The sequence below is a fragment of the Dickeya dadantii NCPPB 898 genome, from assembly GCF_000406145.1.
Lineage (GTDB): Bacteria > Pseudomonadota > Gammaproteobacteria > Enterobacterales > Enterobacteriaceae > Dickeya > Dickeya dadantii.
Genome location: NZ_CM001976.1, coordinates 3,462,780 through 3,489,702, shown reverse-complemented (window position 1 = coordinate 3,489,702; position 26,923 = coordinate 3,462,780). Strand labels below are relative to the sequence as shown.

The following is a 26,923-nucleotide window of genomic DNA, read 5'->3' as shown; positions in this document are numbered from 1 at the left end:
ATTGCTGAAAACGCATAGAGAACTGACGTGGCAAAGAATATTCAAGCCATCCGTGGCATGAACGACTACCTGCCAGCCGAAACGGCACTGTGGCAGCGTATTGAAGACAGCCTGAAACAGGTACTCCGCGGGTACGGTTATAGCGAAATCCGTATGCCTATCGTCGAGCAAACCTCGCTGTTCAAACGTGCGATTGGCGAAGTCACCGATGTGGTTGAAAAGGAAATGTACACTTTTGAGGATCGCAACGGCGACAGCCTGACGTTGCGTCCCGAAGGTACGGCAGGGTGTGTCCGCGCCGGGATCGAGCACGGCATTCTGTACAATCAGGAACAGCGTCTGTGGTATATCGGCCCGATGTTCCGCCACGAACGCCCGCAAAAAGGGCGTTATCGCCAGTTCCATCAGTTGGGTTGCGAAGTGTTTGGCCTGAAAGGGCCGGATGTGGATGCAGAAATGATCCTGATGACTGCCCGCTGGTGGCGTGTGCTGGGCATCGATCAGCATGTCAGTCTGGAATTGAACTCGATCGGTTCGTTGGACGCCCGCGCTCGCTACCGCGAAGCGCTGATTGCTTTCCTGGAAGAACATAAAGATCAGCTGGATGAAGACTGCCTGCGCCGCATGTATACCAATCCGCTGCGTGTGCTCGACTCCAAGAATGCCCAGGTACAGGCGTTGCTGGATAACGCGCCGGTGCTGACCGATTATCTGGATGACGACTCGCGCGCGCATTTCGATGAATTGTGTGAACTTTTAACCCAGTCCGGCATCCCATATAAGGTCAATCCGCGGCTGGTTCGCGGGTTGGACTATTACAACCGTACCGTTTTCGAATGGGTGACCAGCAGTCTGGGTTCTCAGGGGACGGTGTGTGGCGGCGGTCGTTATGACGGCATGGTCGAGCAGCTTGGCGGCTCCAGTACGCCGGCGGTGGGTTTTGCCATGGGGCTGGAACGTCTGGTGCTGCTGGTGCAGACCGTCAATCCGGCGTTCGCGGCGCAGCCTGGCGTAGACGCGTACCTGATTTCATCCGGCGCCGGCACACAGCATGCGGCGATTCAACTGGCGGAAAAAGTGCGCGACGCGCTGCCGCAGTTGAAGCTGATGACCAACTACGGCGGCGGTAATTTCAAGAAACAGTTTGCCCGCGCGGACAAGAGCGGGGCGCGGGTTGCGCTGGTGCTGGGTGAAACCGAAGTGGCGGCAGGTCAGGTGGTGGTAAAAAACCTGACCAGCGGCGAGCAGGAAACCCTGGCTCAGGCGGATGTGGCGGCGCGTCTCGCGGCGTTACTGAATTAAGGAGAAAGGCAGCGTGGAAGTCTATAGCACTGAAAACGAACAGGTTGAGGCGATTCGCCGCTTCTTTATCGAGAATGGCAAAGCGTTGGCTATCGGCGTGGTGCTGGGTATTGGCGCCCTGGTCGGCTGGCGTTTCTGGCAAAACCATCAGGAAAGCAACGCGATGGCGGCTTCCGCTGCCTATCAGCAAGTGACCGAATCTCTGTCTGCCGGTACGCCGGAAGGCGTTGCCGGCGCTGAAAAATTTGTCACCGGCGATCATGGCAATTACGGCGCGCTGGCTTCACTGGCGCTGGCGCACCAGTTCGTTGAAAAAAATGACATCGCTAAAGCCGAGCAGCAGCTCCGTCAGGCATTGAGCCAGAGTAAAGATGGCGATTTGCAGGCACTGATTAACCTGCGTCTGGCTCGCGTACTGTTGCAGCAGAAGAAGCCGGATGAGGCGTTGAAAACGCTCGATGCCATCAAGCTGGAAGGCTGGACGGCGATGGTAGCGGATGTTCGCGGCGACGTGCTGGCGAGCAAAGGCGACAATCAGGGCGCGCGTGATGCCTATAACAAAGGCATGGCGGCGAAACCTTCTCAGGGGCTGCAATCCCTGTTGCGTATCAAATTGAACAATCTGCCCAGCTAAGAGGGACTTCATGCAACTGCGTAAAACACTTTTGGTCGGACTGGTTTCCGTCACCCTGCTGAGCGGCTGTTCGCTGTTTGATCGTGAGGAAGACGTGGTCAAAATGTCTCCGCTGCCGCAGGTGACCAACCAGTTTACCCCCACCAAAGTCTGGAGTCGCTCCGTTGGAGACGGTACCGGTGATTTCTACTCCAATCTGCATCCGACCTGGCAGGACAGCCGCGTGTATGCGGCCGATCGTCACGGTACGGTAAAAGCGCTGGATCTGAATAGCGGCGAAGAGAAGTGGCGCGTCGATCTGGCGGAAAAAACCGGGTTGCTGTCCAGCAACCGTCCGGCGCTGCTGTCGGGCGGGGTGGCCGTGTCGGGCAACCATGTTTATGTCGGTAGTGAACGCGCGCAGCTGTTCGCCCTGAACGCTGACGACGGTGCATTGCAGTGGCAGACCAAGGTGGCGGGCGAAGTGTTGTCCAGCCCGGTGGTCAGCGATGGCGTGGTGATTATTCATACCAGCAACGGTATGCTGCAGGCGCTCAGCGAATCTGACGGCACCATCAAATGGACCGTGAATCTGGATATGCCGTCGCTGTCGCTGCGCGGCGAGTCTGCGCCGACGACGGCGTTTGGCGCGGCGATTGTCGGCGGCGACAACGGGCGCGTCAGTGCGGTAATGATCAATCAGGGTCAGTTGATTTGGCAGCAGCGTATTTCCCAGCCGGGCGGCGCGACTGAAATCGCTCGTCTGAACGATGTCGACACCACGCCGGTCGTGGCAGGCAACGTGGTGTATGCGCTGGGATATAATGGCAACCTGACCGCATTGGATCTGCGTTCCGGGCAGATTACCTGGAAGCGCGAAATTGGTTCGGTGAATGATTTCATCGTCGATGGCGATCGTATTTATCTGGTCGATCAGGACGACCGCATCACGGCGCTCAACACCAACGGCGGCGTGGTGATCTGGCGACAGGGCGACCTGCTGCACCGTAATCTGACGGCGCCGGCGTTGTATAATGGCTATCTGGTGGTTGGCGATGCCGAAGGCTATCTGCACTGGGTCAACACCACTGACGGCCGCTTTGTGGTTCAGCAGAAAGTGGACGGTTCCGGCCTGCTGAGCAAACCGGTGGTTGCCAGCGATAAACTACTGGTGCAGGCCAAAGGCGGCGAGGTTTACGCCTTTACCCGTTAACCGCTTCGCATGACCGGGACAGGCGGTGAATCCGCCATCCCCATAACGGCTCCTGATACTGTCAGGGGCCGTTTCGTCTTTTATCATCAGCAGACCTTTCTGCTGTAACGAATTGAAATATAAGCAATGAGGTTGTAACAATGATACCTGTCGTCGCGCTGGTCGGGCGCCCGAATGTGGGGAAGTCCACGCTGTTTAACCGCTTGACGCGTACTCGTGACGCATTGGTGGCGGATTTCCCTGGGCTGACGCGTGACCGCAAGTATGGTCGTGCCGAGGTGGAGGGAAATGAATTCATTATTATCGATACCGGTGGCATCGACGGTAATGAAGATGGCGTGGAAACGCGCATGGCCGAGCAGTCGCTGCTGGCGATTGAAGAAGCGGATATCGTGCTGTTTCTGGTAGACGCCCGCGATGGCCTGATGCCGGCGGATCACGCCATTGCCCAGCATTTGCGCATGCGTGAAAAAGACACGTTTCTGGTCGCCAACAAAGTCGATGGTATCGATATCGATACCGGCATTGCCGATTTCTATTCGCTCGGTCTGGGCGAGGTGCATCCAATTGCGGCGTCGCATGGCCGTGGCGTGACTTCTTTGTTGGAAAAAGTGCTGTTGCCGTTTGTCGTCGATCCGGTACAGGAAACGCGTGAACTGACCGAAGAAGAAGCGAACGCGGCTTACTGGGCGGAACAGCTTAGTGAAGGCGATGACGACATTGATGGCGAAGATAATGCACCGAATCTGGAAGGGTTGCCGATCAAGCTAGCTATCGTCGGCCGCCCGAATGTCGGCAAGTCAACGTTGACCAACCGTATTCTTGGGGAAGAGCGAGTGGTGGTGTTCGACATGCCGGGCACCACGCGCGACAGTATCTACATCCCGATGGAACGTGATGGCCGCGACTACGTGCTGATCGATACCGCTGGGGTACGCAAACGCGGCAAGATTACCGATGCAGTTGAGAAGTTCTCGGTGATCAAGACGTTGCAGGCGATCGAAGACGCTAACGTGGTGCTGCTGGTGATCGACGCCCGCGAAGGGATTTCCGATCAGGATCTGTCGCTGCTGGGCTTTATCCTCAACTCCGGCCGTTCGCTGGTGATTGTGGTGAACAAGTGGGACGGGCTGACGCAGGAGATCAAAGATCAGGTGAAGGAAACCCTCGACCTGCGCCTCGGCTTCATCGATTTTGCCCGTATCCACTTTATTTCGGCGTTGCACGGTAGCGGCGTGGGTAACCTGTTTGAATCCGTCACCGAAGCCTACGACTGTTCCACCCGCCGTGTGGGAACCGCTATGTTGACCCGCATCATGCAGATGGCGGCGGATGACCACCAGCCGCCGTTAGTGCGCGGCCGTCGTGTGAAGCTGAAATACGCTCATGCCGGGGGATATAACCCGCCGATCGTGGTGATCCACGGTAATCAGGTCAAAGATCTGCCGGATTCCTACAAGCGCTACCTGATGAACTACTACCGGCGTTCGCTGGACGTGATGGGAACGCCGATCCGCATTCAGTTCAAAGAAGGGGAAAACCCGTTCGCCGACAAACGCAATACGCTGACGCCGAATCAGCTGCGCAAACGTAAACGCCTGATGCAGCACATCAAGAAAGGCAAGTAAGCATCGGCAGCGGTGAAATCAGTTGTTATATCGGGGCAGGAGCGATTCTGCCCCGTTTTTCATGGTGTGATCCGGAGGAGGAAGATGGACGCTTATTGTCCAGAATGTCAACAGCCGATGGTATGGCGCGGCAACAAACAGTACCTCTGTAACGAACAATACCTCTGTAACGAACAGTACCGCTGTGAGGCTTGCCAGCGAGATTTGCTGCGTTTGGCGCTGTGTCCGGAATGCGAACAGCCGTTGCAGGTGTTGCGTGCCTGTGGGGCGGAAAGCTATCTGTGTGCCGGCGGTCACGGGCTGATTTCACGTGCCCGCGTGGTCATTCGTTACCAGCCGCAGTAGCTGTCAGGAGGTTTGATCGTCATCCAGGCCGTTGCGCCATAAGGCTTCCAGCTCGGATGGCGCGCTCTGTTCGGGGATCAGCAATATCCAGTCCGTTTGGTGGGTATCCGGCGTGTTGCAGTAGTGAATATGGATACGGTAGTAAAACTGGTCGCCGCGGCCGGGAGAGTCTGGCTGACCGGGTTCCTGCGCTGTCGGCAGGATGTTACGCAGCATGGCGCAGAGTTTCTCTTTTTTGGCGGCGGGGACTTCGGCCAGCGCGAAGCGGCGCAGGCCGGCCAGTTTGGGGATCCAGGCGAAGCCGCCCTCGCGCGCCAGTTCAATGATCACATCATCCGTTAAATCGGGCAGGTTATTCCTGTTCGTGCTCATTAAGAACTCCCGTATCGACCCCGACCTGATGCCAGGCTCGCAGTACGGCATCAGCTACCGCTTCATTGAAGCGTTTTCTGGCATGTTCCACGGTAAATCTGGCAAAGATGGAGAAGTCCGCATTTTGCGGCAGTTCCTTGTCGCGCAGGGTGTCATACCAGATATGCCCGGCTTTTTCCCAGGAATAGCCGCCCAGTGCCATGGCGGCCAGATAAAAGGCACGGTTGGGTATCCCTGAATTTAAATGTACACCGCCGTTGTCCTCACGGGTATTAACGAAATCCCGCATGTGAGACGGTTGCGGATCGGTGCCCAGCAGCAGGTCGTCATAGGCGGTTCCTGGGCGCGCCATGGAGCGCAGTCCCTTGCCGTCGATACCCTCGGCCAGCAGTCCTTCACCGATAATCCAGTCCGCCTGCTGTACCTTCTGATTGCGATGGTACTGTTTGACCATAGAGCCAAACACGTCCGCGAGCGATTCGTTGAGCGCGCCGGACTGGCGGAAGTACAGCAGGTTACTTTCGCTTTCCACCACGCCATGTGACAGCTCATGGGCGATCACATCGAGTGCGATGGTGAAACGATTGAAGATTTTGCCGTCGCCGTCGCCAAACACCATCTGCTGCCCGTTCCAGAACGCGTTCTGGTAATCCTTGCCGTAGTGGACGCTGCCGATCAGCGACAAGCCTTTATTGTCCAGTGAATTGCGGCCGAAGATTTTCCAGAAGAAGTCATAGGTAATGCCCAGATAGGTGTAGGCTTCATCAACAGCGATGTCGCCATTCTCCGGTTGGCCTTCCGCCCGTACCCGCTTACCCGGTAGCGTCTGCTGGTGCTCTGCGTCGTAAATGTCGCGCTGTATCTTGCCGGCAGGATGTTCCTCATGTTCATCGGGATGGATGACCGGGGCCACCATCAGTGACTGCACGTGCATCAGAGTTTGTTGCGCGCAACGACGTTCCTCATCCGATCCATTGTTGATAATGCGATGGAGAATATAGGGCGGAATGATGTTACGGGCGGATTGCATACTTCATCTCCTTATGCCTTGCAGTATGGTTTGCAACATATTATCAACACTGATCTACCACAGTTATGACACGATAAGTATAGCCTAATCACTAAATATTTTTCGTCTGGCGTTTAGTGCGTGGTTTGGTAGATTCTTTTTGTATTTCAGTTATCTGACTCTCTACCCAGCCATCCTGCAGCCGAGTTTTCAGTATATCGCCCTTGGCGGCCTGAGCGGTACGCTTCATGACTTTGCCGTCCGGCGCGGTGGTGACACTGTAGCCGCGCGCCAGCGTCGCCAGCGGGCTGACGGCTTCGAGATGGGAACAGGCTTCGCCAAACCGTTGTTTATGCTGATTAAGCTGTTTTTCCAACGCGGATTGCATGCGATAGCGCAACTGTTGTACCTGCTGTTGCGCACGGTGCAGACGTGGTTGCGGCTGGTGCTGTCGTAGCCGCTGGACAACGCGTTCCTGACGGCGCGTCTGTTGACGCAATTGCAACTGGATGGCTTCATCCAGACGCTGGCGCAGGCGAATCAACTGGGTCTGTTGGCGGGCCAGGCGCAGTTGCGGGTGTTGCTGATGCAGCCGATGCTGTAGCCGGACGAATTGCTGCTGGCGCTGTGCCAGATAGTAGTCCATCGCCATTTCCAGCCGCTGGCGCTGGGACTGGATCTGCCGCAACAGCTCCAGTTGGTTACGGCTGACCAGTTCCGCCGCGGCGGAAGGCGTCGGCGCGCGCAGATCCGCCACGAAATCGGCAATGGTCACGTCGGTTTCGTGACCGACCGCGCTGACAATCGGGATACGGCTGGCAAAAATAGCTCGCGCCACTCGTTCATCGTTGAAGCTCCACAGGTCTTCCAGCGATCCGCCGCCGCGGCCGACGATCAGCACATCGCATTCCTGACGCAGGTTGGCCAGTTCGATGGCCCGCACAATCTGAGCCGGCGCATCCACGCCTTGCACCGCTGTCGGGTAGATTACCACCGGCAGGGACGGATCGCGCCGTTGCAGAATGTGCAGAATATCGTGCAGCGCCGCACCGCTGGCGGAGGTAATGACGCCAACCTGACGCGCCGGTTTGGGCAACAATTGCTTGTATTGTTGATCGAACAACCCTTCCGCCGACAGGCGCTGTTTCAACTGCTCGAACTGCTGTTGCAGCAGGCCGTCGCCCGCCGGGTGCATGCTTTCGGCCAGCAACTGGTAGTCGCCGCGCGGTTCGTACAGGGTGATGGTGGCGCGAATCAGTACCTGTTGTCCGTTTTGCGGTCTAAAGGTCACCCGCCGGTTGCCGGTGCGGAACATGGCGCACCGCACCTGAGCGCGTTCATCTTTCAGTGTAAAATACCAGTGGCCGGAGGAGGGTTGGGAGAAATTGGAGATTTCGCCGGAGAGCCAGACCTGGCCCATTTCACCTTCCAGCAACTGTTTTACCGTCTGATTCAGGCGGCTGACGGTAAATATGGCGGATGACGGCAATGATGAGGACATTGTGACCCGGATCAAAAATTAAAACAGAGAGTTAATCCTCAATACTACCGGTCAGTGGGCCGTTCGCAAGCATTTTTATAAAAAAATACTGGAGGCAATCGATTTCGGCCTGTATAATGCCGCGGCAATATTTTATCTAATTCCCATCCCAATTCCGGTGAGATATTGCCATGTTACGTATCGCTAAAGAAGCACTGACCTTCGATGATGTTCTCCTCGTTCCAGCCCATTCCACGGTTCTGCCCAACACGGCCGATCTGAGTACTCAACTGACCCAGCGCATCCGCCTGAACATTCCCATGCTGTCCGCTGCAATGGATACCGTGACCGAATCCGGGCTGGCGATTGCGCTGGCGCAGGAAGGCGGCATCGGTTTCATTCACAAGAACATGCCTATTGAGCGTCAGGCGGAAGAAGTTAGCCGCGTGAAGCGCCATGAAAGCGGCGTGGTGGTTGACCCGCAGACCGTCACCCCGGAAACCACGTTGCGTCAGGTGAAACAACTCACTGAACGTAACGGTTTCGCCGGTTACCCGGTGGTAACGACAGGCAATGAACTGGTCGGTATCATCACCGGCCGTGACGTGCGTTTCGTCACCGATCTGGACCGCCCGGTCAGCGCGGTAATGACCCCGAAAGAACGTCTGGTGACGGTAAAAGAGGGCGAAGCACGCGACGTGGTGCTGCAGAAAATGCACGAGCGCCGCATCGAAAAAGCGCTGGTGGTGGATACACAATTCCGTCTGGTCGGGATGATCACGGTAAAAGATTTCCAGAAAGCCGAGCGTAAGCCGAACGCCTGTAAAGACGAGCACGGTCGCCTGCGCGTGGGCGCGGCGGTAGGCGCCGGCGCCGGCAACGAAGAACGTATCGACGCACTGGTCGCCGCTGGTGTGGACGTGTTGTTGATCGACTCTTCCCATGGTCACTCCGAAGGCGTGTTGCAGCGTATCCGCGAAACCCGCGCTAAATACCCGGATCTGCAGATCATCGGCGGTAACGTGGCGACTGGCGCCGGCGCTCGCGCCCTGGCCGAAGCCGGCGTAAGCGCGGTGAAAGTGGGCATCGGCCCCGGTTCTATCTGTACGACTCGTATCGTGACCGGCGTGGGCGTGCCGCAGATTACGGCGATTGCCGATGCGGTTGACGCGCTGGAAGGCACTGGCATTCCGGTCATCGCCGACGGCGGTATCCGTTTCTCCGGCGACATCGCCAAAGCGATCGCCGCCGGCGCCGCCTGCGTAATGGTCGGTTCCATGCTGGCCGGCACCGAAGAATCTCCGGGCGAGATCGAACTGTATCAGGGCCGTGCGTTTAAATCTTACCGCGGCATGGGGTCACTGGGCGCGATGTCCAAAGGCTCGTCCGACCGTTATTTCCAGTCTGACAATGCTGCCGACAAACTGGTGCCGGAAGGCATCGAAGGCCGCGTGGCGTATAAAGGCCGCCTGAAAGAGATCGTGCACCAGCAGATGGGCGGCCTGCGCTCCTGCATGGGTCTGACCGGTTGCCCGACCATTGATGCGCTGCGTACCAAAGCCGAATTTGTGCGCATCAGCGGCGCCGGTATTCAGGAAAGTCACGTTCATGATGTGACCATCACCAAAGAGTCGCCGAACTATCGTATGGGCTAAGCGCGTTACCGGCTGATTTAATGTTACGAACCCGGTAAACTTGCCGGGTTCAATTTTTCTTTCGCTCCGTAGTGGAATACGCCTCTCATGACAGAAAACATTCATCAACATCGCATTCTTATTCTGGATTTCGGTTCGCAATACACGCAGCTGGTGGCACGTCGCGTGCGTGAGCTGGGCGTATACTGCGAACTGTGGGCATGGGATGTCACCGAAGCGCAGATTCGCGAGTTCAACCCGAATGGCATCATCCTTTCCGGCGGTCCGGAAAGCACCACCGAGTTCAATAGCCCGCGCGCGCCGGAATATGTTTTCCAGGCAGGCGTGCCGGTGCTGGGCGTATGCTACGGCATGCAGACCATGGCGATGCAACTGGGCGGTAAGGTAGAAGGCTCCAGCGAGCGTGAGTTCGGTTATGCGCAGGTGGAAGTGAAGACCAACAGCGTGCTGATTCGCGACATTCAGGATGCCGTCAGTGCCAGCGGCGCGCCGTTGCTGGATGTGTGGATGAGCCACGGCGACAAGGTCACCGCCATCCCGGCTGATTTCGTGACCGTTGCCAGCACCGACACCTGTCCGTACGCCATCATGGCTAACGAGGAAAAACGCTTCTACGGCGTGCAGTTCCACCCGGAAGTGACCCACACTCGTCAGGGCCAGCGCATGCTGGAACGTTTTGTGCGCGACATTTGCCAGTGTGAAGCACTGTGGACCCCGGCAAAAATCATCGACGACGCGGTTGAACGCATTCGTGTGCAGGTGGGCAAGGACAAGGTGATTCTCGGCCTGTCCGGCGGGGTTGATTCCTCGGTGACCGCGTTGCTGCTGCACCGCGCCATTGGCGATCGCCTGACCTGCGTGTTTGTGGACAACGGTCTGCTGCGCCTGAACGAAGCCGAGCAGGTGATGGAGATGTTTGGCGACCAGTTCGGCCTGAACATTGTTCATGTGGCGGCGGAGGAGCGTTTCCTGTCGGCGCTGGCGGGCATTGACGACCCGGAAGCGAAACGTAAAACCATCGGTCGCGTCTTCGTGGACGTGTTTGACGAAGAAGCGGGCAAGCTGACCGACGTGAAATGGCTGGCGCAAGGCACCATCTATCCGGACGTGATCGAATCCGCCGCTTCCGCTACCGGCAAAGCGCACGTCATCAAGTCGCACCATAACGTCGGCGGTTTGCCGGACGACATGGCGCTGGGGCTGGTTGAGCCGCTGAAAGAGCTGTTCAAAGACGAAGTGCGCAAGATTGGTCTTGAGCTGGGCCTGCCGTACAACATGCTGTACCGTCATCCGTTCCCGGGGCCGGGTCTGGGCGTACGCGTGCTGGGCGAAGTGAAGAAAGAGTACTGCGATCTGCTGCGCCGCGCTGACGCCATCTTCATTGAAGAACTGCACAAAGCGGACCTGTACGACAAGGTCAGCCAGGCGTTCACCGTGTTCCTGCCGGTGCGTTCCGTCGGCGTCATGGGCGACGGCCGTAAATACGACTGGGTCGTCTCGCTGCGCGCTGTTGAAACCATCGACTTCATGACCGCGCATTGGGCGCACCTGCCGTACGAATTCCTCGGTCGTGTCTCCAACCGCATCATTAATGAAGTGGACGGGATTTCAAGGGTCGTCTATGACGTGTCCGGCAAGCCGCCGGCGACGATCGAGTGGGAGTAGGGTTTATTAATAAATACTTGATTTTATTGTAAAAAATAAAATATAGTCATGTTTACTACGTTATCAATGGCGTTTTTAATGGCGCACATCGTACGTATGTGAGAGAGCTATATCGATACCATGTCCAGGATAAAGAATGCCGACATGGTATCGAGAACGCTCAGCAGCGCAGATGTCAGCAGTAACTGTTTGCCAGTCTCCACTATGATGTTGGTATGGGTAACTCATCACCATCTGCCTCGCCACTGTTACCTGCAAGCGCGCATGGCGTTGTCGACGCCCGATTGGAAACCCCCTTTTTGTACCATTGTGTGAAGTCCCCTGGCGGCGGTTGAAAAGGGGGAACAGCCCTAACTACCAGAAGGTTCAGACCCAACAACTGATTGCCGCGTCAACAGCATCACATTCTCCATGTCCATGAACGCCCGGACTGGGCCTGATTATCGGCGTCCGTCACACACCGTGGACTCATGTGACCGAGTTTGCACATGTCCAGATTATCTTTACGCTTGAAGCCTGCGTCTTTCATGCAATAGCAGCGCATTAGCCTCACATCGATTGGCAATGCGTCTGCTACTTATCTTATCCGCCCGAGTGATTGTTGCCACCGTGGGCAGCGATGAACATGGCGACGGCCGACCGGCAGTAGGATTCGATTTCGTTGTCGCCCTCTACTCTCGCCTCATCGAACAGAGCGATTGTCAGGAGGTCGGATCCTTTGATAAGCGCGCCAAACAAGCGGGCGGACCGGAGAGGATCAGGCACGTTCAGCAGCGCCTTCGCGTGCAACTGACGCAACAGGGCCTCGATCTGAGCGATGACATAGGCAGCGCCGGCTTCGTAATGGAGCTTGCTTAACGACTTTTGATTCGTCTTGTCGGCCATGATCATGGCTTCGACACTGCGGACGTCCGGGCTTAACAGCGTGCGAAGCAGGGATGATCCCACCGCGATGAGCTGATCTTCGGCCGAACCGCCGACGCTTTCAATAAGGGCCTGTGGTGCAAACTGATGGCAGTGAGCCGCGATGGCTGCGCTGAACAGCGCCTCCTTGTTCTCGAAATGCCGATAGATGCTTAGCTTGGATATCTTCGCCCGCTGGGCGACCTTGTCCATTGTCGTCGCTTGAAAACCCAGTTCTACAAAGAGTTCGCTCGCGGCGTCGACTATCGTTTGGCTAAGCGCCTCGTTGGCGGGCCGGCCGCGCCGCCCCTGCTTTTTTTCGGTCATGCTAATTCCAGTACTTGACAGTATCTTAATTTATTAATTATGATACCGCATAGTATCTGAACTGTGCAAGCCAATGAGTAGGTTTCAACCTGCTCTTTAATCACGTTTCCACGGCTTACCCGGCGATATCGAAGGCGCCGTTGTCCCGTTGGTTAACGCAGTGATGGTAACTCGCCGATGCCGAAGCCCTGCTCGCGGCGTGTATCGCATGACGATAACGTGCCGGCCTACTAAACAAGGAGATTTCCATGAAACGACGATCCCTATTGAAGCTGGCCGCGTTTTCCATCACCGGCTTTGCCCACGCACAGTCCACCACTAAGCCCAACACCTTCCATCAACAACACGGAACCCATTACCATGAATGACGTTATCATCATCGGCGGCAGCTTTGCCGGCCTCGCCGCCGCGCTGCAACTCGGCCGTGCCCGCCGCAAGGTCACCGTTCTCGATACCGGCCTGCCGCGCAATCGCTTCGCGGATCGCTCGCATGGCGTGCTCGGCCATGACCACAAACTGCCGCAGGACATTCTGACCGAGGCTCGGCAGCAACTGACGCGCTATCCCACGATCAAACTGGTGAGTGCCCGGGCCGAGAGCGTCTCCGGCGCCATCGACGATTTCTCTGTCCTCACCAGTGATGGCGAAAGCCTCAGGGCGCGCCGCCTGATACTGAGCTATGGCGTTGCCGACCAGATTCCCGCTGTTCCGGGCTTTGCCGAAGGCTGGGGTTCGAGCATCGTGCCTTGTCCCTATTGCGACGGCTTTGAAGTCGCCGGCCGGCATTGGGGCCTCGTCTGGTCTGGCCCAATGTCGCACAACTACGTCAGGCTGTACCACGACTGGACCGACACGCTGACGGTCTTTGCCGATGGTCATGACATTCCAGCCGATATCCGGGTGGATCTGGCGCACCGCTGCATTCCCGTCATCGATGGACGGATCACCGAAATCGACTATGACGCGAGCCGTAACGCCACTATCAGGCTCGATGTCGCCCCCCCTGTCGCGGTCGACATCCTGTTCGCGCATCCGCGCAACAAGCCGTCAGCACGCCTGCACGAATCGCTGGGCCTTGCCTCGGTCGATACGCCCCAGGGCATTGCCCTCAAGGTCGACGAGCGCCGTGAAACCAGTATGCCCGGCATTTACGCCGCGGGCGACCTCGCCAACCCCTCCATGCATTCGGTCACCACGGCGGTATGGCAAGGCGCCATGGCGGGTATCTCCGCCCAGCAGTCGATGCTGGTTTGAGAGTACCGATTACCTTCTCCGGTTGCCGCAGGCTTCTGAAGCCTGCTAGCCGCATCGATCACCCCAGTTTCGATTTCACAATAGATGGGAATACTACCATGGAAGTTTTAAAGAAATTTAAGCCGCTAGACGATGAATTCCCGCTTGAGCGCCAACTGGGCATCTCGGTCGCACCAATCGTACTCATCAATATATTCACGGTCGGTTCCGCCGACGAAGCGGGCTTTCTGGATGCCTTTACGGCGGCTGCCGGAATCCTGACGAAACAGCCGGGCTACATCTCCACCCAAATGCATCGAGCGATCGGCGATAGCCCGATCTTCCTGAACTATGTGGAGTGGGAGTCCACCGAGACGCTCCGCGATGCCTTCGCCCGTCCCGAGTTCATGGCGAAGGTTTCGGCCTATCCGCCATCCGTTTCAGCCACGCCGCACCTGTTTCAGAAGGTCGCCATCCCCGGTTTTTGCACGGCCTGACGCCAGGTACGCGCCGTATATCCCTTCGTTGCATGAAACGGAACATCTATTTCGGCTTCTATTCCGGCTTCTTTGAAGCCGTGTCGCTCGCGCGTCGCAGGTAACAGGCCGCCCGCGCTTCAGCCACGGTCCTGGCGAGCTGACGTGAATGCCACGCATAGTTCAGTGGTAACTAGTTGTTTTCATTACCCTGTGCGCCGGATGGCAATCTGCTCTACATCATAATTTTCTTGTTTGACGACCCAGAACACTGCCTTTCTTCCTCTATCCGGGGAGGAAAGGCTGCTTTCACGACTTAAGGCAGTATTTGACGAGTTTAGAATGTTGCTGTTTGTCATCCAAAAGTAAAAAAAGATCTTTGTATAAGGATTAAAAATAAAGAAATGATGCTCTATTCTGGAATGGGTTTTTAAATGTTGCCAACAAATGGAAAGGAAATAACTTATGACTGTATTTTTGTGTAAAAAGATATGGAAGCTTTTCTCACAAATGATTATGGCGTGCATATGCCTGGTTGGAGCAACATCGAGTTATGCTGCGGCTAATGATACGACATTCCTTCATCCGGGGATGCTTTATACCACGATTGATTTGGACCGAATGAAAACCGGCGTCGATAATAAGCAAGACCCCTGGTACAAGGATTGGCAGATATTGCAGGCCAATCCTTTGGCAAATCCTAATTATTCAGTAAATCCAAAGGCAGTGGTGTACAGGAATGACCCGACATATGGAAATGCTGGAAACGCAGAGTTACAAAACAGTGCTTCGGCAGCCTTATTGCTTGCCATTGAATGGACCATCACGCGAAACCCTGCCTATTCGAATGCCGCTATCAACATTCTCAATAACTGGTCGACGACGTTAAAGGCTATCAAGGGAAAAGACGCTCAACTGGCGGCCAGTCTTTACGGCTATAAGTTGCTTAATGCTGCGGAAATTCTGCGTTACAGCGAGAGCGGTTGGTCATCGGCTGATATCGGGCGTTTTACCACGATGATGACCGATGTGTTTTATCCGCTGACCAGTACCTATGGTCAGGTAAATGGCGGCTGGGCTAATGGTAACTGGGACGCAGCAGATATCGTATTTAATTTGAGTCTGGGTGTGTGGTCGAACGATCTGGCTATTTACAATAATGCGGTGGATTATTTCAAAAATGGCGAGGGTAATGGCTCGGTTATACATTATGTACAAAATGATAGCGGCCAGTTGCAGGAAAGTGGTCGTGATCAGGCTCATGCGCAAGGTGGGCTGGGGTTATTAGTCATGGCGGCCCAGATAGGTTACAACCAGCGCCAATACCATGAAACTGGTGCAGATATGGTGAGCTATCCTAATAATAGTTATCCATTGGTTAACGCTGCTGAATATATAGCCAGGTACAACCTGGGTTACAGTGTGCCTTACACACCAATCCCTGGTAAAGGTTATACCCTTGCAGATATGGGGAGAGGGAATTCATGGACGCCAGGACTGACGGTTTCCCCTCGTTTTCGTGGAGAGTTTCGGCCAATATATCGCAGTATTTTGAGTTTATTCACCGCTGCCGGCGTCTCTGAAACTACGCTCCCTTATACCAAAGAAGTAATCAGCCGTATGCCAATAGGGAAATTCTATTTTGACCATCCCTCGTATGAAGGGCTGATTAATGCTACGTCTTCTTCCACATCAAATAATATGTATGTAGTTTTTCAATCGGTAAAAAAATCGCTAAACGGGGATAACACCGGAACGCTGGCTACGGTTATCGATGCGTCGTCTTCGATTACCGTGAATGGCGTTAATCCGTCCGTTGCCAGTGGGCTTCAAGCCGTGTATCTCGCTAAAAATAGATTCGCCTTCCGATCAATACAGACCGGGAAATACTTGTCAGTCACGGCTAATGGCAACGTACTCGCTTCTGCCGATAACATAACCAGTAGCGAAACCTTTTCCTATAATGATTCCGGTAATGGCAATGGTACGTTGCAGGCGTTGTCCAACGGACGCTATGTGATAATGAATGCTGATACTTATCAAATTTCAGCCACAGCAACAGGCGTCAACGATGATAGCGGCAGGTGGATAATGCTATATCCCAAGCCGGCAGATCTGGGCGTGATTAATTAAGTTTTGAAATACGAGCCAGAGCCGGGCATTGGCTGTTTAATCGCGCCTGTATGATAAAGATTTTGCTATAGGAGGCATCTCTGGCTATCAGGCGTATATCACCGCTGTTGCGGTTAGACAGCGTGGCGCGATAGGCTTAATCGCCCTTAACTTACCTCCGCGTTTCATGGAGAAACCCAGTCAATGTATTACTTCAAAGCCGTGGGACTCGTTTTTATCGGTGTGTTGATCCTGTCGTTTGGGCAAAGTCTGGCGCAGGCCACGTGGGGCGAAGATCGCTGGTCCGGAAAAAGCATCTGGGCGTCGCGGCGTGATTCGGCCGGCGTGGCGCCGGATCCTGCGGCGTTGCGCGATACGGCGATCGTGCAGGTGTATACCGCGCCGACGTACGGCTGGCGCGGACTGGTGGCGGTTCATCCCTGGATCATCGTTAAAAAAGCCGGTGAAACCCGCTACCAGCGGTACGAGGTGATCGGCTGGGGCGGCGATGATGTGATCCGTCGCAATTACACTGTCCCTGACGGATTCTGGTTCGGTTCAACGCCGCGATTACTGGTTGAACACCGCGGAGCGAGCGCGGCAGCGATGATCCCGAAGATAGAGGGGGCGATCAACAGCTACCCCTGGCCGCATACGTATCACGCCTGGCCCGGCCCCAACAGCAATACGTTTATGGCGCATATCGGCCGGGAAGTGCCGGAACTGAAGCTGGATCTGCCGGCCAACGCCATCGGTAAGGATTTTCGGGCGTTAACGCACCCGGTCGGGTTGCCGCCTTCGGGAAGAGGCGTGCAGGTTTCGCTGCTGGGTGTACTGGGCCTGACGCTGGGCGTGGAAGAGGGCGTTGAAGTCAATATTCTGGGGGCCAACCTGGGGGTGGATTTTAATCCGCCGGCGCTGCGCTTGCCGTTTATCGGCCGACTGGGTTATGACAATACGACAACGCACGAAGGGTGACCGCCATGCCTGACCCCGAATGTATCCACCGATAAGTGTGGATACATTCGCGTTCAGTTACCCGTTCGCGTTCAGTTACTCGTTCGGCATGCGTATCAGGATGCTTTTTTAGGGATACTGAACCAGTGTCCCCCCAATCATTTCAATGATTTTATTACGATCATCTTTACCCGACGACGTATAGTAGCGGTCGGCAAACCAGCGCAGCCCACCTGCGCCATGCGCAAACTCCTGTGCGACTTCCGCCTCGTTTTTCATTACCCCATTGATAACGATGCCCAGACTGACGCAAATACCATCGGGCACCTGGCTGCCAGCGCGAGGCGGTAATCCCTGAGTACGATAAATGATCCGGCAATTGGCGAGTCCGTGGGGGTTAAATTGCGAGACGGTGACGCCAGTAGCGGCTCCCCGATTAACCAGTCTCTGTAACACCGCTTCATATCCTGCGTGCCACATGTTGACGTTATGGGATATCGGCGTCAGATAGGCGGCGTAGTTGCTTTGTCCGCCGCATTCGCCATTGACCAGATGACCCTGAATCCAAATTGAGTTGTCCGGCGCGGGGTTTACCGGCATCCAGCCGTTCAGACCGGAGGGATTATTCCAGTCCGGGGCGGCTAAACTCCCCTGATTGATATAAATCAGTTGTCCCCAGGTTCCATAGTGGTTAATGACGGGGCCAAACTGGTAACTCTGTACGCCGCCACCCAGATTGCTGCCAAACGCCAGGCCTGATTGATCAGCCCAGCCGTTGATATTGCCATTATCCATCACATTATCAGCATCACCGGTATACCAGCCATTGATTGGCATTGTTTACTCCATAACACCTAAGGTGTGAATTGTGGATCGGAAAGATGACTGTATCGGCGAAGGGGGGAATAAACCTGGGCGGGATGATGGACAATAGCGCGGTATTTATTTTCTTTGTCTTACTATTACCCGATGGTCTGGCACCGGCTTTACGCTGGCGCGAGCCAATAAAAAATCACTTTTAATGAATAACTAAGCGTTAACTTATAGATCTGGATCATCTTTTCCCGCCGACAACGCGATTATGTTGGTCACTCCGCCCCGCGAACGTGATGCGAACCGGACGGAAAACCACAGAATTCAAACGCCAGAGGGAGGGAACATGCTGGATCATTTGAGTATTCCGGTGTCGGATCTGCATCGTAGCCGGCGGTTTTATGAACAGGCGCTCAAGCCATTAGGGTATGAGCAGGTCAAAGACATGAAATTCGCCGTCAGCTTCGGCGTATTGATGGGGTACGGCCTGTCTTCCGATCCGGGCGGCGAATTCTGGATTTTTCAGGGCGAGGTGACATCGCGTCCGCCGGTGCATTTTGCCTTCAGCGCAGAATCAAGAGCGGAGGTGGATGCGTTTTTCGCCGCGGCGGTGGCGGCGGGCGGTGAAGATAACGGTCAGCCCGGCGTGCGGGCCCAATACCATCCTGATTACTACGCCGCCTTTGTCCGCGACCCGGACGGCTACAACATCGAAGCGGTGTTTCACCGGGCGCCGTAACGGACCAGGCACTGGCTTTAATCTGGTTTATTCAGCGATACCCAGTTTGCGTTCAATGACTCTGGACAGAATGACGATAAAAGTAATGAATACCAGATAAACCAACGCAGCAAATAGATAGGCATTGAAAAATTCAAAGTTCGTTGAAGCGACTTCCTGGATGCGGGAAAAAAATTCAGTGTACTGGATAAGGAAAGCAATGGTGCTGTCCTTAACATTGTTGATGACTTGATTAGTCAGCGCGGGTACTGAGGTGATGAGCACCTGAGGTAATATAATTAAACGGAAAATCTGCCAGCTGCTGAACCCCTGGACGACGGCAGCTTCAGTCTCGTGTTTGCTCAGGGAGTTGTAGGCTGTTGTCATATAAGCTGCATTATAGGCTCCGACATTAAGTGTAAAACCGCTGACTGCCACCGTGAAAGGTGACAGATGGATACCCGTCTGCGGCAAGCCATAATAAATAACAAATAAAATAAGAATTAATGGTGTGCCTATGAAGAAATTCATATATATCTTGGTCAGATTTTTAACGGTCGGTTGACTGCTGATACTGAGAAAAAAATAATAATACCCCATAAAAAACCTGATAAGGAGACAATTGCCGCAAGTTTAAATGTCCCAACAATTCCGTTAAGCACCAAAGGGAGTTGTTCTATCAAATCATGATAAAAATTATTCCATCCATCGAACATCTTATTGCTCTCCAAAAAAGCCATGGATATCCGGATCGGCCTCAAGTGAGGAGAGTACGGAAAAAGACCCTTCAGCACGGATCCTGCCATTATTTAAGAATGTCACTCGGTCACACAGTTGCTTAGCAAGACGTATGTCATGAGTCACACATAATATTGTCACTTTTCGCCCGTTAAGCTGTTTTATGAGCAACCCCACTTCACGCGTCATCAGTGGGTCAAGGGCCGATGTGGGCTCATCGAACACAATGATTTCCGGGTCCGTAACCAGCGCGCGAATCAGTGCAACGCGCTGCTGCTGCCCACCAGAGAGCTGTGAAGGATATTTCATGCTGTGTTCAACCATATCCAGCTTTTCCAGTTCGGATAAAGCCTTACGCTTGGCCTCGTTATGAGGGATATTAAATACCTTGCGAAGAGCCAGAGTAATATTATCCATAACATTAAGGTGACGATACAACGCGTAATTCTGGAAAACAAAACCCACTTTTTTCCGGAACTCAAGAATATTAAATTTTTTATTATTAACATCTATGCCATGAAAAAATATATTTCCTGAATCTGGTTTTTCAAGTTGGGCCAGGCAACGTAACAGGGTGGTCTTGCCGCACCCAGATGGACCCATGACTACTTTTATCTCTCCGTATTCAATCTTTAAACTGATGCTATCCAGCACCTTTTTATTGCTGAACGTTTTACTGATCTCACTTAATTCTATCAATGCCATACATTTTCACCTTGATTTTCTCTAATTCATCACCTGTCATCTTGAATTTTTTTTCAAGCTGCTTTGCTGTAAGAATAGATAGCTTATAAATGAGAAAATATAATATTCCTGCGAGGGTATAAATGACCAACCCATTCATCGTGGTAGCGGTCAGAGACATGGCTTGTTTTGTGATTTCGGAAATACCTACGGTATAGGCAAACGGCGAGGATTTTAATACCGATGAGAATTCGTTTAATATTCCAGGTACAGAAAAACGGAACATTTGAGGCATTTCGATATGTCTTATAATTTGTAGTTTACTTAAACCGGCGGCTTTAGCTGCTGTAATTTCTGAAGGCTCAACCAGTTGAAGCGCACCGCGGAACACTTCGGCAAGATAACCGCCGCTGATTAATCCAATGCTAATATTCATGGCCAGCAGCGGAGAAATGCTCAGACCTGTTGCCGGAAGACCAAAATAGACCAGAAAGACGGCGATTAACACCGGGATGCTACGAAAAACGAAAACCAGGAAATCCAGCGCTTTCTTCATGGATGGAAAAGCCAGTCGCCGTAAAACGGCGACTGTCAGCCCGATAATCAAGGCTGAGGTAAAACACGTCAATGTCACCATTAACGTGTTTGCGATGCCCTCAAGCAAAAAATAGCCTGCATTTATGATATATTGCGACGACATATGCTGCTATTTCATCCATTTATCTACGATGCCCGCTATTTTTTCTTCGCCCTGCTCATTAAGCCAGGCGTTAAAGTCATCCCGCACCGGTGAGCCTTTTTTAAACGCAAACCCCAGATGATCGACATTCTTAAATACGTAGCGGCTTTCAATCGGCATTTTTTGTTTGTTTTTATAATCAAAGTAAACCGGGTCTTCTATGAATGCCAGGTCTAGATTCCCATTTTTCAAGTCAGTAATAGTTTCATTATAAGAGGGGTAAAGCTTTACGTTGCTTAATGAATAATACCCTTTGGGTTCGAGATCGGTTTTGATGAGGTCAGCATACGCCATGCCGCGGGGAAATCCGATGGAATAATTTTTTAATTTACTCAGATCGCTCAAATCTATTTTATGACTGTCCAAACTGACCAGGTTAAATGAATTCACGTAATATGGAGATGAAAAGTCCATTACTTTCTTGCGCTTATCCGTTATTGATATGCCAGAGAAGGCCACATCCGCCTGACCGCTAGCCACCGCGCCCAGCATACCGTCCCATGAGTATTCCATTATTTTTAGTTTGCACTTTCTTTCCTGACAATATGACGAGAAGAGTTCTAGATCGATCCCTTCCAGTTTTCCGTCAGCGGTTTTGAATAGCATGGGGGGCGAAGCAGGCGATACGGCGATATTGAGTGTCTTTCCCGTCACCGGGCTATTTGCAAAAACAGTAAATGAGGTTATTCCTAAAATCATGGCTAAAAAAATGTTTTTTGATGACATACAGGGCTCCTGAATTTAATAGGGTATATACCCGTCATACTTCAAGTTGCAGGTGTGTTGGCTGCGTTACTCGGCCCCTCCTTGGGCCTCGACCTTTCAGGGCCGCAGCAAGCTGCGTTCAAATCTGCTCCCGGCAGATTTGTCGTTCACCCGAATCACTTATCTGAGTAAGCTCATCGGGATGAAATGAGAGACATCCTGTCTCTCACCGGAGGCCAGCCGTTGGCTGGTCAAATTCGTTCCCGACGAATTTGTCACTCTCTTGCCGCGTTACAAGGCTCTTAATGAGCCTTGCCCTGGCGGGCCAACGCGTTGCGTTGTTCAACACGCGAGCGTGTTGTACTGCAACTCGAATTATTTTGGGTATACATAAGTATTTTGAATTAACCATAATAAGAAAAGCACTGTCACCTTGCCGCCAGAAAAGAGAGGGGCAGCATTTTAGCCAGAGGGAAAGACATTACTAACATACCGGAAATCAGTATGTGCTTTGTTACTCTTAATTTTATCTTATATGATAAGAGGATGAATATTTCAGCGTCGTTGATATTAATGACACTATTATCGCCTTATCAGGTTGCTAAATAATCAATATAAACACTAATTTCTCGTTGTGCAAATTTTGTTCGTTTTTTGTATCTGATGGGGGATGTTATGATACGTGGTATGGATAGCTATTTTAGTTGCCTGTTGCCCACGATACTTAATCCGGCAACAGGTCTGGTTAACGGACGGGCTAATTATGGTGACAACATTATGGTGACAACAATTGGGTGTTCTAATTATAGCTGGAATATATTCTAGTAATGGTGTTTTCTTATTTTTCAAGAAGAAATCTCTTAATTGAATTCATATTTTTTTCTAATGCTGATTCATGTGTTTTTCTAATGCTATTGTGGCGATAAGGTTGTGAATCAATTTCTTTGAGTATTGGTCGCTACTACCCACGTTTTTTCTGCCGTTGACCTTTTGGGTCAATGCTTCCAATATGACGTTCGTTGACTCGGGGTGCCGCTTTCCTGTCACGGAAATCGGCTGAGATAGACCCGTATTACCTGATCTGGATTATGCCAGCGTAGGGAAGTCACGGTATCCCGCCGGTACCGCCTTCTTTCACGCCGGTTGGGAGGTTTATGAACGCTCGACCTGTACTTTTCCCTGCCGCGTCCGTCGCGGATTCCCTTGATGCTTTCCGTTTGCGCGCACCGCTGGTGCACTGCCTGACCAATGAGGTGGTGCAGGGGTTTACCGCCAATGTGCTGCTGGCGCTGGGCGCCTCGCCCGCGATGGTGGTGGATGCCGGTGAAGCCGCGCAGTTCAGCGCGCTGGCTGATGGGTTACTGATTAATCTGGGCACCCTTGAAGCCGACCGCGCGCAGGCGATGCGCGCGGCGGTGGCGAGCGCCATCGAGGTCGGCACGCCGTGGGTGCTGGACCCGGTAGCGGTGGGCGGCCTGCGTTTTCGCACCGAGTTTGCTTTTGAGCTGCTGGCGATGAAGCCGGCGGCAGTCCGCGGTAACGCCTCTGAAATCATGGCGCTGGCCGGCGAACGTTCGGCCGGGCGCGGGGTGGACAGCGGCAACGAGGTGCTGGCGGCGCTGCCTTTCGCCATTATGCTGGCGCGCCGCTGGGCCACTTGTGTGGCGGTAACCGGCGAGGTGGATTACGTGACCGATGGCGAACGCGTGCTGGCCGTACCCGGCGGCGATGCGCTGATGACGCGGGTGGTCGGCACCGGGTGCGCGCTATCGGCGGTGGTGGCCGGTTTCTGTGCGCTGGAAGGCGACCGACTCAGTCATGTCGCCGCCGCCTGTGCGGTGATGTCCCGCTGCGGGCAGCAGGCCGCGGCGCAGGCGCGTGGGCCGGGCAGTTTCATCCCCGCGTTCCTGGATGCGCTCTATACCCTGAACCGGGAGGCGCTGGCATGAAACGCATCAACGCGCTGACCATCGCCGGCACCGACCCGAGCGGCGGCGCCGGTATTCAGGCCGACCTTAAAACCTTCTCGGCGCTGGGCGCTTACGGCACCAGCGTGATTACCGCGCTGGTGGCGCAGAATACGCGCGGCGTACAGTCGGTTTATCGCATTGAACCGGTGTTTGTCGCCGCCCAGCTGGATTCGGTGCTGAGCGATGTGCGTATCGACAGCGCCAAAATCGGCATGCTGGCGCAGACGGATATCGTGGAAGCGGTGGCGGACCGGCTGTTGCGCTATCCGGTGCCGTATGTGGTGCTGGACACGGTGATGCTGGCGAAAAGCGGCGATCCGCTGCTGGCGCCGGAAGCGGTAGAGGCGGTACGCCAGCTGCTGTTGCCGCGGGTGTCGCTGATCACCCCCAATCTGCCGGAGGCGGCGGCGCTGTTGCAGTGCTCGCCCGCCGACGATGAGCGTGGTATGCGCCGGCAGGGGGACGCATTACTGGCGATGGGGTGCCGAGCGGTGCTGATGAAAGGCGGTCATCTAAGCGACAGCGAAAGTCCGGACTGGCTATTCATGCCGGATGCGGAGCCGGTGCGGTTGAGCGCGCCGCGCGTCAACACCCGGCATACGCACGGCACCGGCTGCACGCTGTCGGCGGCGCTGGCGGCGTTGCGCCCGCGTCATGACAACTGGCCGGATACGCTGTCCGCCGCGCGGGCGTATCTGCAAGGGGCGCTGGAGCAGGCGGATTCGCTGGAGGTCGGCCACGGCATCGGCCCGGTACACCATTTCCACCGCTGGTGGTGACGCGTTGACGGATTGCCGGCGGCAGAAAAAGCCGTCGGCAACGAACACGCCATGCTCAGGAACCCTTCCTGAGTACGGCGTGTTCGTAAAAAGAAATGTGCATCGGCTGAAATGCACATCGGCTGAAAAGAGCATGTTATTGCGGCCAGATAAAAAAGTATGGCGATAGATACCGTCTTATTCTGAATAACATCGAAAGAGTATTAACGGCGATGCGGGTATGTCGATATGCCTGCTTTTCTGTTTTTGTGACGCAGACAGCTAATTGATAATGCCTTGTTGATGAAATTTTTCTTTCTGATTAACATAAAAAGTAATCGATTACTTTTTATGAAAGACCCTACGGTTAATGCCTGAATATGATATCTGACTGACAGGGAGTAATTGAGACGGAATAACAAAAAGCAAGGAACATCTATCTGGAGAATCTTATGGACCTGAAGCGATTTTTACGTTTATCACTTTTTATCTCGTTGTTTACCCTCAATGCGTTGCCATTACTTGCCAGGGCGAATCTTGAAGCGGGAAAAGGGAATGTGCCCATTGCCCTGCAAATGTATACACTGCGTCATGTCGGCTCGCTGGAAGAGCAGTTCGCAATGGCGAATAAGGCGGGTTTTAATGCCGTAGAGTTGGTTGGCGACCATAATGTGTCGTCTGATGAGATGAAATCGCTGCTTGAGAAATATAACCTGAAGGCGATATCGGCTCATGTGCAGCTCACTAATTTGCGGCAGGATATGCAGAGTGTGGTCGCATTCAACAACGCTGTCGGTAACCGTGTACTGATTGTTCCCTGGATTGAGCCGGCTGACCGGCCGGCCAGCGCGCAGGCATGGAAAGACATGGCGCAGGAACTGGATAATCTGGCTCGTCATCTTAAAAAGCAGGGAATGACGCTGGGATATCATAACCATGATTTTGAAATGAAAAAATATAACGGTAAAACGGCGCTGGAAATTCTTTTTGACCATGCCCCCAATCTGGCAATCGAGCTGGATATGGCCTGGGTGACGCGAGGCGGCCAGGACCCGGCACGTCTGCTGAAAAAATATAAAGGACGGGTGTTTGCCGTTCATGCCAAGGATCACGCGCCGATTGGCACTCGTGATGATGAAATGAATTTTGCGCCGGCCGGCGAAGGTATTCTGACCTGGGATGACATCTTCCCCGCGGCAGAAAAAGCAGGGAAAGTCTGGTTTATCGTTGAGCACGATGCCCCAAAAGATCCTTATTCGATTATCACCACCGCCAGGAAGTTTCTGCTAAAGCATGTCAATCCTTAAAATGACATGAGCTTTTAGTGAACCGGTACAGACAATCTATTATGGGGTTGTCTGTACCACCGCCAGCGTTAATCAACCAGAGATCTTTTTTTGTCAGAACATCGGCAGGTCATCGCGTAACACATAATACCTTAACCTGATGCCCGGGAAATAAATTGCCAGTCCAGGATTCTTTTTTCAGGAAGACTGTCAGGGTCATTGATTTTTTGCAGCAGCAATTTGACGGCCTGCCGACCGATTTCTTGTGAAGGCTGCTGGACGGTGCTTAATTGCGGCGAGGTAATATAGCTTAACTCGGTACCGTCAAACCCGATCACGGCAATATCTTTCGCCACCTGCAATCCCGCGTCTTCAATCGCTTTTAACGCGCCGGCCGCCAGCGTGTCTGACACGGCAAATACCGCGTCTGGTCGTATTTCCTCATTAAGCAACGAGAGCATGGCTTTTTTCCCCGCCTCGTAACTGAGTTCACTGGCATAAATAACCGAGGAATAGGGACGCGCGTGCTCGGCAATCATTTCCCGATAACCCTGTTCCCGCAGTTGGGCATATTTATAATTCAGGTCGTGGTTGATCATGGCGATGCGCTGGCGGTTATTTTTTAACAGGTGTTCAAGCACAAAACGGGATGCCAGCCGGTCATCAATACCGACGCTGGAAACCGCCGCCGCATCGGCGTATTCGGCGCACTGTACCCAGGGCGCGTCGCCTATCATCGTGGTCAATTCCGGCAAACGGGATAATGCGTCCATGGTAATTACCCCGTCGACCATTTTCCCGGACAATAACGACAGGCTGGATTTTGCCCGCGCCGTATCCGAGCCGGAATTACATAACAGAATGCGGTATCCATTCTGCTCCGCTTCGGATTCAATGCCTTTTACCACATCGGCGCAGAATGGGTTGGCGATATTGGAAACCATGACCAGCAGCATATGACTTTTCGCGGTACGCAATTGTCTGGCGAGTAAATTGGGCTGGTAATTGCTTTGTTGGATGGCGTTCAGTACACGTTCACGGTTTTGGGGCTTAACGGAGTCCTGATTATTCAGCACCCGCGATACGGTTGCCACGGAAACGCCGGCAAGTCGTGCGATTTTTTGAATCGACATAATGGGAAAACATTCCTGAACATGAGCTCTGCGAACAGGCTATCACAGTTTGTTTTCTCGAAAAAATCGATAGTCCGGCTGATATCCGC

General features: G+C 53.8%; 24 protein-coding genes, 1 pseudogene and 1 riboswitch. Of the genes and pseudogenes, 15 read left to right on the top strand and 10 right to left on the bottom strand.

All coding sequences use genetic code 11. The annotated features are described in order from the left end of the window. Positions 1-27: 27 nt before the first annotated feature. From hisS to DDA898_RS15625, 5 genes are all read left to right on the top strand, one after another. Entirely contained in the window at positions 28-1,302 is a 1,275-nt protein-coding gene (hisS, locus tag DDA898_RS15645; protein ID WP_038901778.1) for a histidine--tRNA ligase, read from the top strand. A gap of 13 nt (positions 1,303-1,315) precedes the next feature. Further along, a complete protein-coding gene (locus DDA898_RS15640; protein ID WP_013318949.1) occupies positions 1,316-1,936 on the top strand; it encodes a YfgM family protein in 621 nt (206 codons plus the stop codon). Positions 1,937-1,946: 10 nt separating this feature from the next. After that, a complete protein-coding gene (bamB, locus tag DDA898_RS15635; protein WP_038911684.1) occupies positions 1,947-3,128 on the top strand; it encodes an outer membrane protein assembly factor BamB in 1,182 nt (393 codons plus the stop codon). A gap of 140 nt (positions 3,129-3,268) precedes the next feature. Continuing rightward, the gene (gene der / locus DDA898_RS15630) at positions 3,269-4,756 is read left to right on the top strand and encodes a ribosome biogenesis GTPase Der (protein WP_038901776.1); all 1,488 of its coding nucleotides are present in this window, start codon (positions 3,269-3,271) and stop codon (positions 4,754-4,756) included. 84 nt (positions 4,757-4,840) lie between these two features. Beyond that, positions 4,841-5,101 carry a zinc ribbon domain-containing protein gene (locus DDA898_RS15625; protein ID WP_038911683.1) on the top strand — a complete coding sequence of 87 codons (261 nt, stop codon included), beginning with the start codon at positions 4,841-4,843 and terminating at the stop codon, positions 5,099-5,101. A gap of 3 nt (positions 5,102-5,104) precedes the next feature. Here DDA898_RS15625 and DDA898_RS15620 read toward each other — a convergent pair whose 3' ends face one another. From DDA898_RS15620 to xseA, 3 genes are all read right to left on the bottom strand, one after another. Beyond that, positions 5,105-5,473: a protealysin inhibitor emfourin gene (locus DDA898_RS15620; RefSeq protein ID WP_013318945.1), complete on the bottom strand. Its 369-nt coding sequence runs from the start codon at positions 5,471-5,473 to the stop codon at positions 5,105-5,107. Beyond that, positions 5,454-6,503: a M4 family metallopeptidase gene (locus DDA898_RS15615; RefSeq protein WP_038911682.1), complete on the bottom strand. Its 1,050-nt coding sequence runs from the start codon at positions 6,501-6,503 to the stop codon at positions 5,454-5,456. Before DDA898_RS15615 ends, DDA898_RS15620 begins: the two co-directional genes overlap by 20 nt. A 91-nt stretch (positions 6,504-6,594) precedes the next feature. Next, complete coding sequence (xseA, locus tag DDA898_RS15610; protein WP_033111994.1) at positions 6,595-7,983, bottom strand: exodeoxyribonuclease VII large subunit; 1,389 nt, start codon at positions 7,981-7,983, stop codon at positions 6,595-6,597. 170 nt (positions 7,984-8,153) lie between these two features. Between xseA and guaB the strand changes: the two genes are divergently transcribed. Together guaB and guaA are read left to right on the top strand one after the other, a co-directional pair. Beyond that, positions 8,154-9,617 carry an IMP dehydrogenase gene (gene guaB, locus DDA898_RS15605; RefSeq protein ID WP_013318942.1) on the top strand — a complete coding sequence of 488 codons (1,464 nt, stop codon included), beginning with the start codon at positions 8,154-8,156 and terminating at the stop codon, positions 9,615-9,617. Between the two features lie 87 nt (positions 9,618-9,704). Continuing rightward, a complete protein-coding gene (gene guaA / locus DDA898_RS15600; RefSeq protein WP_038911681.1) occupies positions 9,705-11,282 on the top strand; it encodes a glutamine-hydrolyzing GMP synthase in 1,578 nt (525 codons plus the stop codon). 582 nt (positions 11,283-11,864) lie between these two features. Here the strand turns inward: guaA and DDA898_RS15595 are convergent. Beyond that, a complete protein-coding gene (locus DDA898_RS15595) occupies positions 11,865-12,512 on the bottom strand; it encodes a TetR/AcrR family transcriptional regulator (protein WP_038911680.1) in 648 nt (215 codons plus the stop codon). Positions 12,513-12,872: 360 nt separating this feature from the next. On the opposite strand from DDA898_RS15595, the gene DDA898_RS15590 reads away from it, so the two are divergent. The 4 genes from DDA898_RS15590 to DDA898_RS15575 all read left to right on the top strand — a co-directional run bounded on the left by DDA898_RS15590 (position 12,873) and on the right by DDA898_RS15575 (position 17,311). Beyond that, positions 12,873-13,766 (top strand): NAD(P)/FAD-dependent oxidoreductase, encoded by an 894-nt coding sequence (locus DDA898_RS15590; protein WP_038911679.1) that lies wholly within the window; start codon positions 12,873-12,875, stop codon positions 13,764-13,766. Positions 13,767-13,864: 98 nt separating this feature from the next. Beyond that, positions 13,865-14,242, top strand: a complete 378-nt coding sequence (locus tag DDA898_RS15585; RefSeq protein WP_038911678.1) for an antibiotic biosynthesis monooxygenase family protein — start codon at positions 13,865-13,867, stop codon at positions 14,240-14,242. A gap of 444 nt (positions 14,243-14,686) precedes the next feature. Next, positions 14,687-16,354, top strand: coding sequence for an alginate lyase family protein (locus tag DDA898_RS15580; RefSeq protein ID WP_038911677.1), 1,668 nt, complete (start codon positions 14,687-14,689; stop codon positions 16,352-16,354). A gap of 183 nt (positions 16,355-16,537) precedes the next feature. Next, on the top strand, positions 16,538-17,311 hold the full coding sequence (locus DDA898_RS15575) for a DUF3750 domain-containing protein (RefSeq protein ID WP_038911676.1): 774 nt from the start codon (positions 16,538-16,540) through the stop codon (positions 17,309-17,311). A gap of 108 nt (positions 17,312-17,419) precedes the next feature. Here the strand turns inward: DDA898_RS15575 and DDA898_RS15570 are convergent, their stop codons facing one another. Beyond that, positions 17,420-18,127, bottom strand: a complete 708-nt coding sequence (locus tag DDA898_RS15570; protein WP_013318933.1) for a hypothetical protein — start codon at positions 18,125-18,127, stop codon at positions 17,420-17,422. A 322-nt stretch (positions 18,128-18,449) separates the two neighbouring features. On the opposite strand from DDA898_RS15570, the gene DDA898_RS15565 reads away from it, so the two are divergent. Next, positions 18,450-18,842, top strand: a complete 393-nt coding sequence (locus DDA898_RS15565) for a VOC family protein (protein WP_033111990.1) — start codon at positions 18,450-18,452, stop codon at positions 18,840-18,842. Between the two features lie 27 nt (positions 18,843-18,869). Here DDA898_RS15565 and DDA898_RS15560 read toward each other — a convergent pair. From DDA898_RS15560 to DDA898_RS15545, 4 genes and pseudogenes are all read right to left on the bottom strand, one after another. Further along, positions 18,870-19,537: pseudogene (locus tag DDA898_RS15560) on the bottom strand (amino acid ABC transporter permease). A gap of 1 nt (position 19,538) precedes the next feature. Next, positions 19,539-20,264: an amino acid ABC transporter ATP-binding protein gene (locus DDA898_RS15555; protein ID WP_038911675.1), complete on the bottom strand. Its 726-nt coding sequence runs from the start codon at positions 20,262-20,264 to the stop codon at positions 19,539-19,541. Continuing rightward, on the bottom strand, positions 20,242-20,943 hold the full coding sequence (locus DDA898_RS15550) for an amino acid ABC transporter permease (RefSeq protein ID WP_038911674.1): 702 nt from the start codon (positions 20,941-20,943) through the stop codon (positions 20,242-20,244). The genes DDA898_RS15555 and DDA898_RS15550 overlap by 23 nt, the downstream gene beginning before the upstream one ends. A gap of 6 nt (positions 20,944-20,949) precedes the next feature. Further along, complete coding sequence (locus tag DDA898_RS15545) at positions 20,950-21,708, bottom strand: transporter substrate-binding domain-containing protein (RefSeq protein WP_013318928.1); 759 nt, start codon at positions 21,706-21,708, stop codon at positions 20,950-20,952. A 994-nt stretch (positions 21,709-22,702) separates the two neighbouring features. After that, a riboswitch (TPP riboswitch) is annotated at positions 22,703-22,807 on the top strand. A 34-nt stretch (positions 22,808-22,841) separates the two neighbouring features. Here DDA898_RS15545 and thiM point away from each other — a divergent pair. From thiM to DDA898_RS15530, 3 genes are all read left to right on the top strand, one after another. Continuing rightward, entirely contained in the window at positions 22,842-23,636 is a 795-nt protein-coding gene (gene thiM / locus DDA898_RS15540) for a hydroxyethylthiazole kinase (RefSeq protein WP_038911672.1), read from the top strand. After that, positions 23,633-24,436, top strand: coding sequence for a bifunctional hydroxymethylpyrimidine kinase/phosphomethylpyrimidine kinase (gene thiD, locus DDA898_RS15535; RefSeq protein WP_038901760.1), 804 nt, complete (start codon positions 23,633-23,635; stop codon positions 24,434-24,436). Before thiM ends, thiD begins: the two co-directional genes overlap by 4 nt. A 431-nt stretch (positions 24,437-24,867) precedes the next feature. Continuing rightward, a complete protein-coding gene (locus DDA898_RS15530; RefSeq protein ID WP_038911671.1) occupies positions 24,868-25,722 on the top strand; it encodes a sugar phosphate isomerase/epimerase family protein in 855 nt (284 codons plus the stop codon). A gap of 131 nt (positions 25,723-25,853) precedes the next feature. Here DDA898_RS15530 and DDA898_RS15525 read toward each other — a convergent pair whose 3' ends face one another. After that, positions 25,854-26,834, bottom strand: coding sequence for a LacI family DNA-binding transcriptional regulator (locus tag DDA898_RS15525; protein ID WP_038911670.1), 981 nt, complete (start codon positions 26,832-26,834; stop codon positions 25,854-25,856). Positions 26,835-26,923 lie beyond the last annotated feature (89 nt).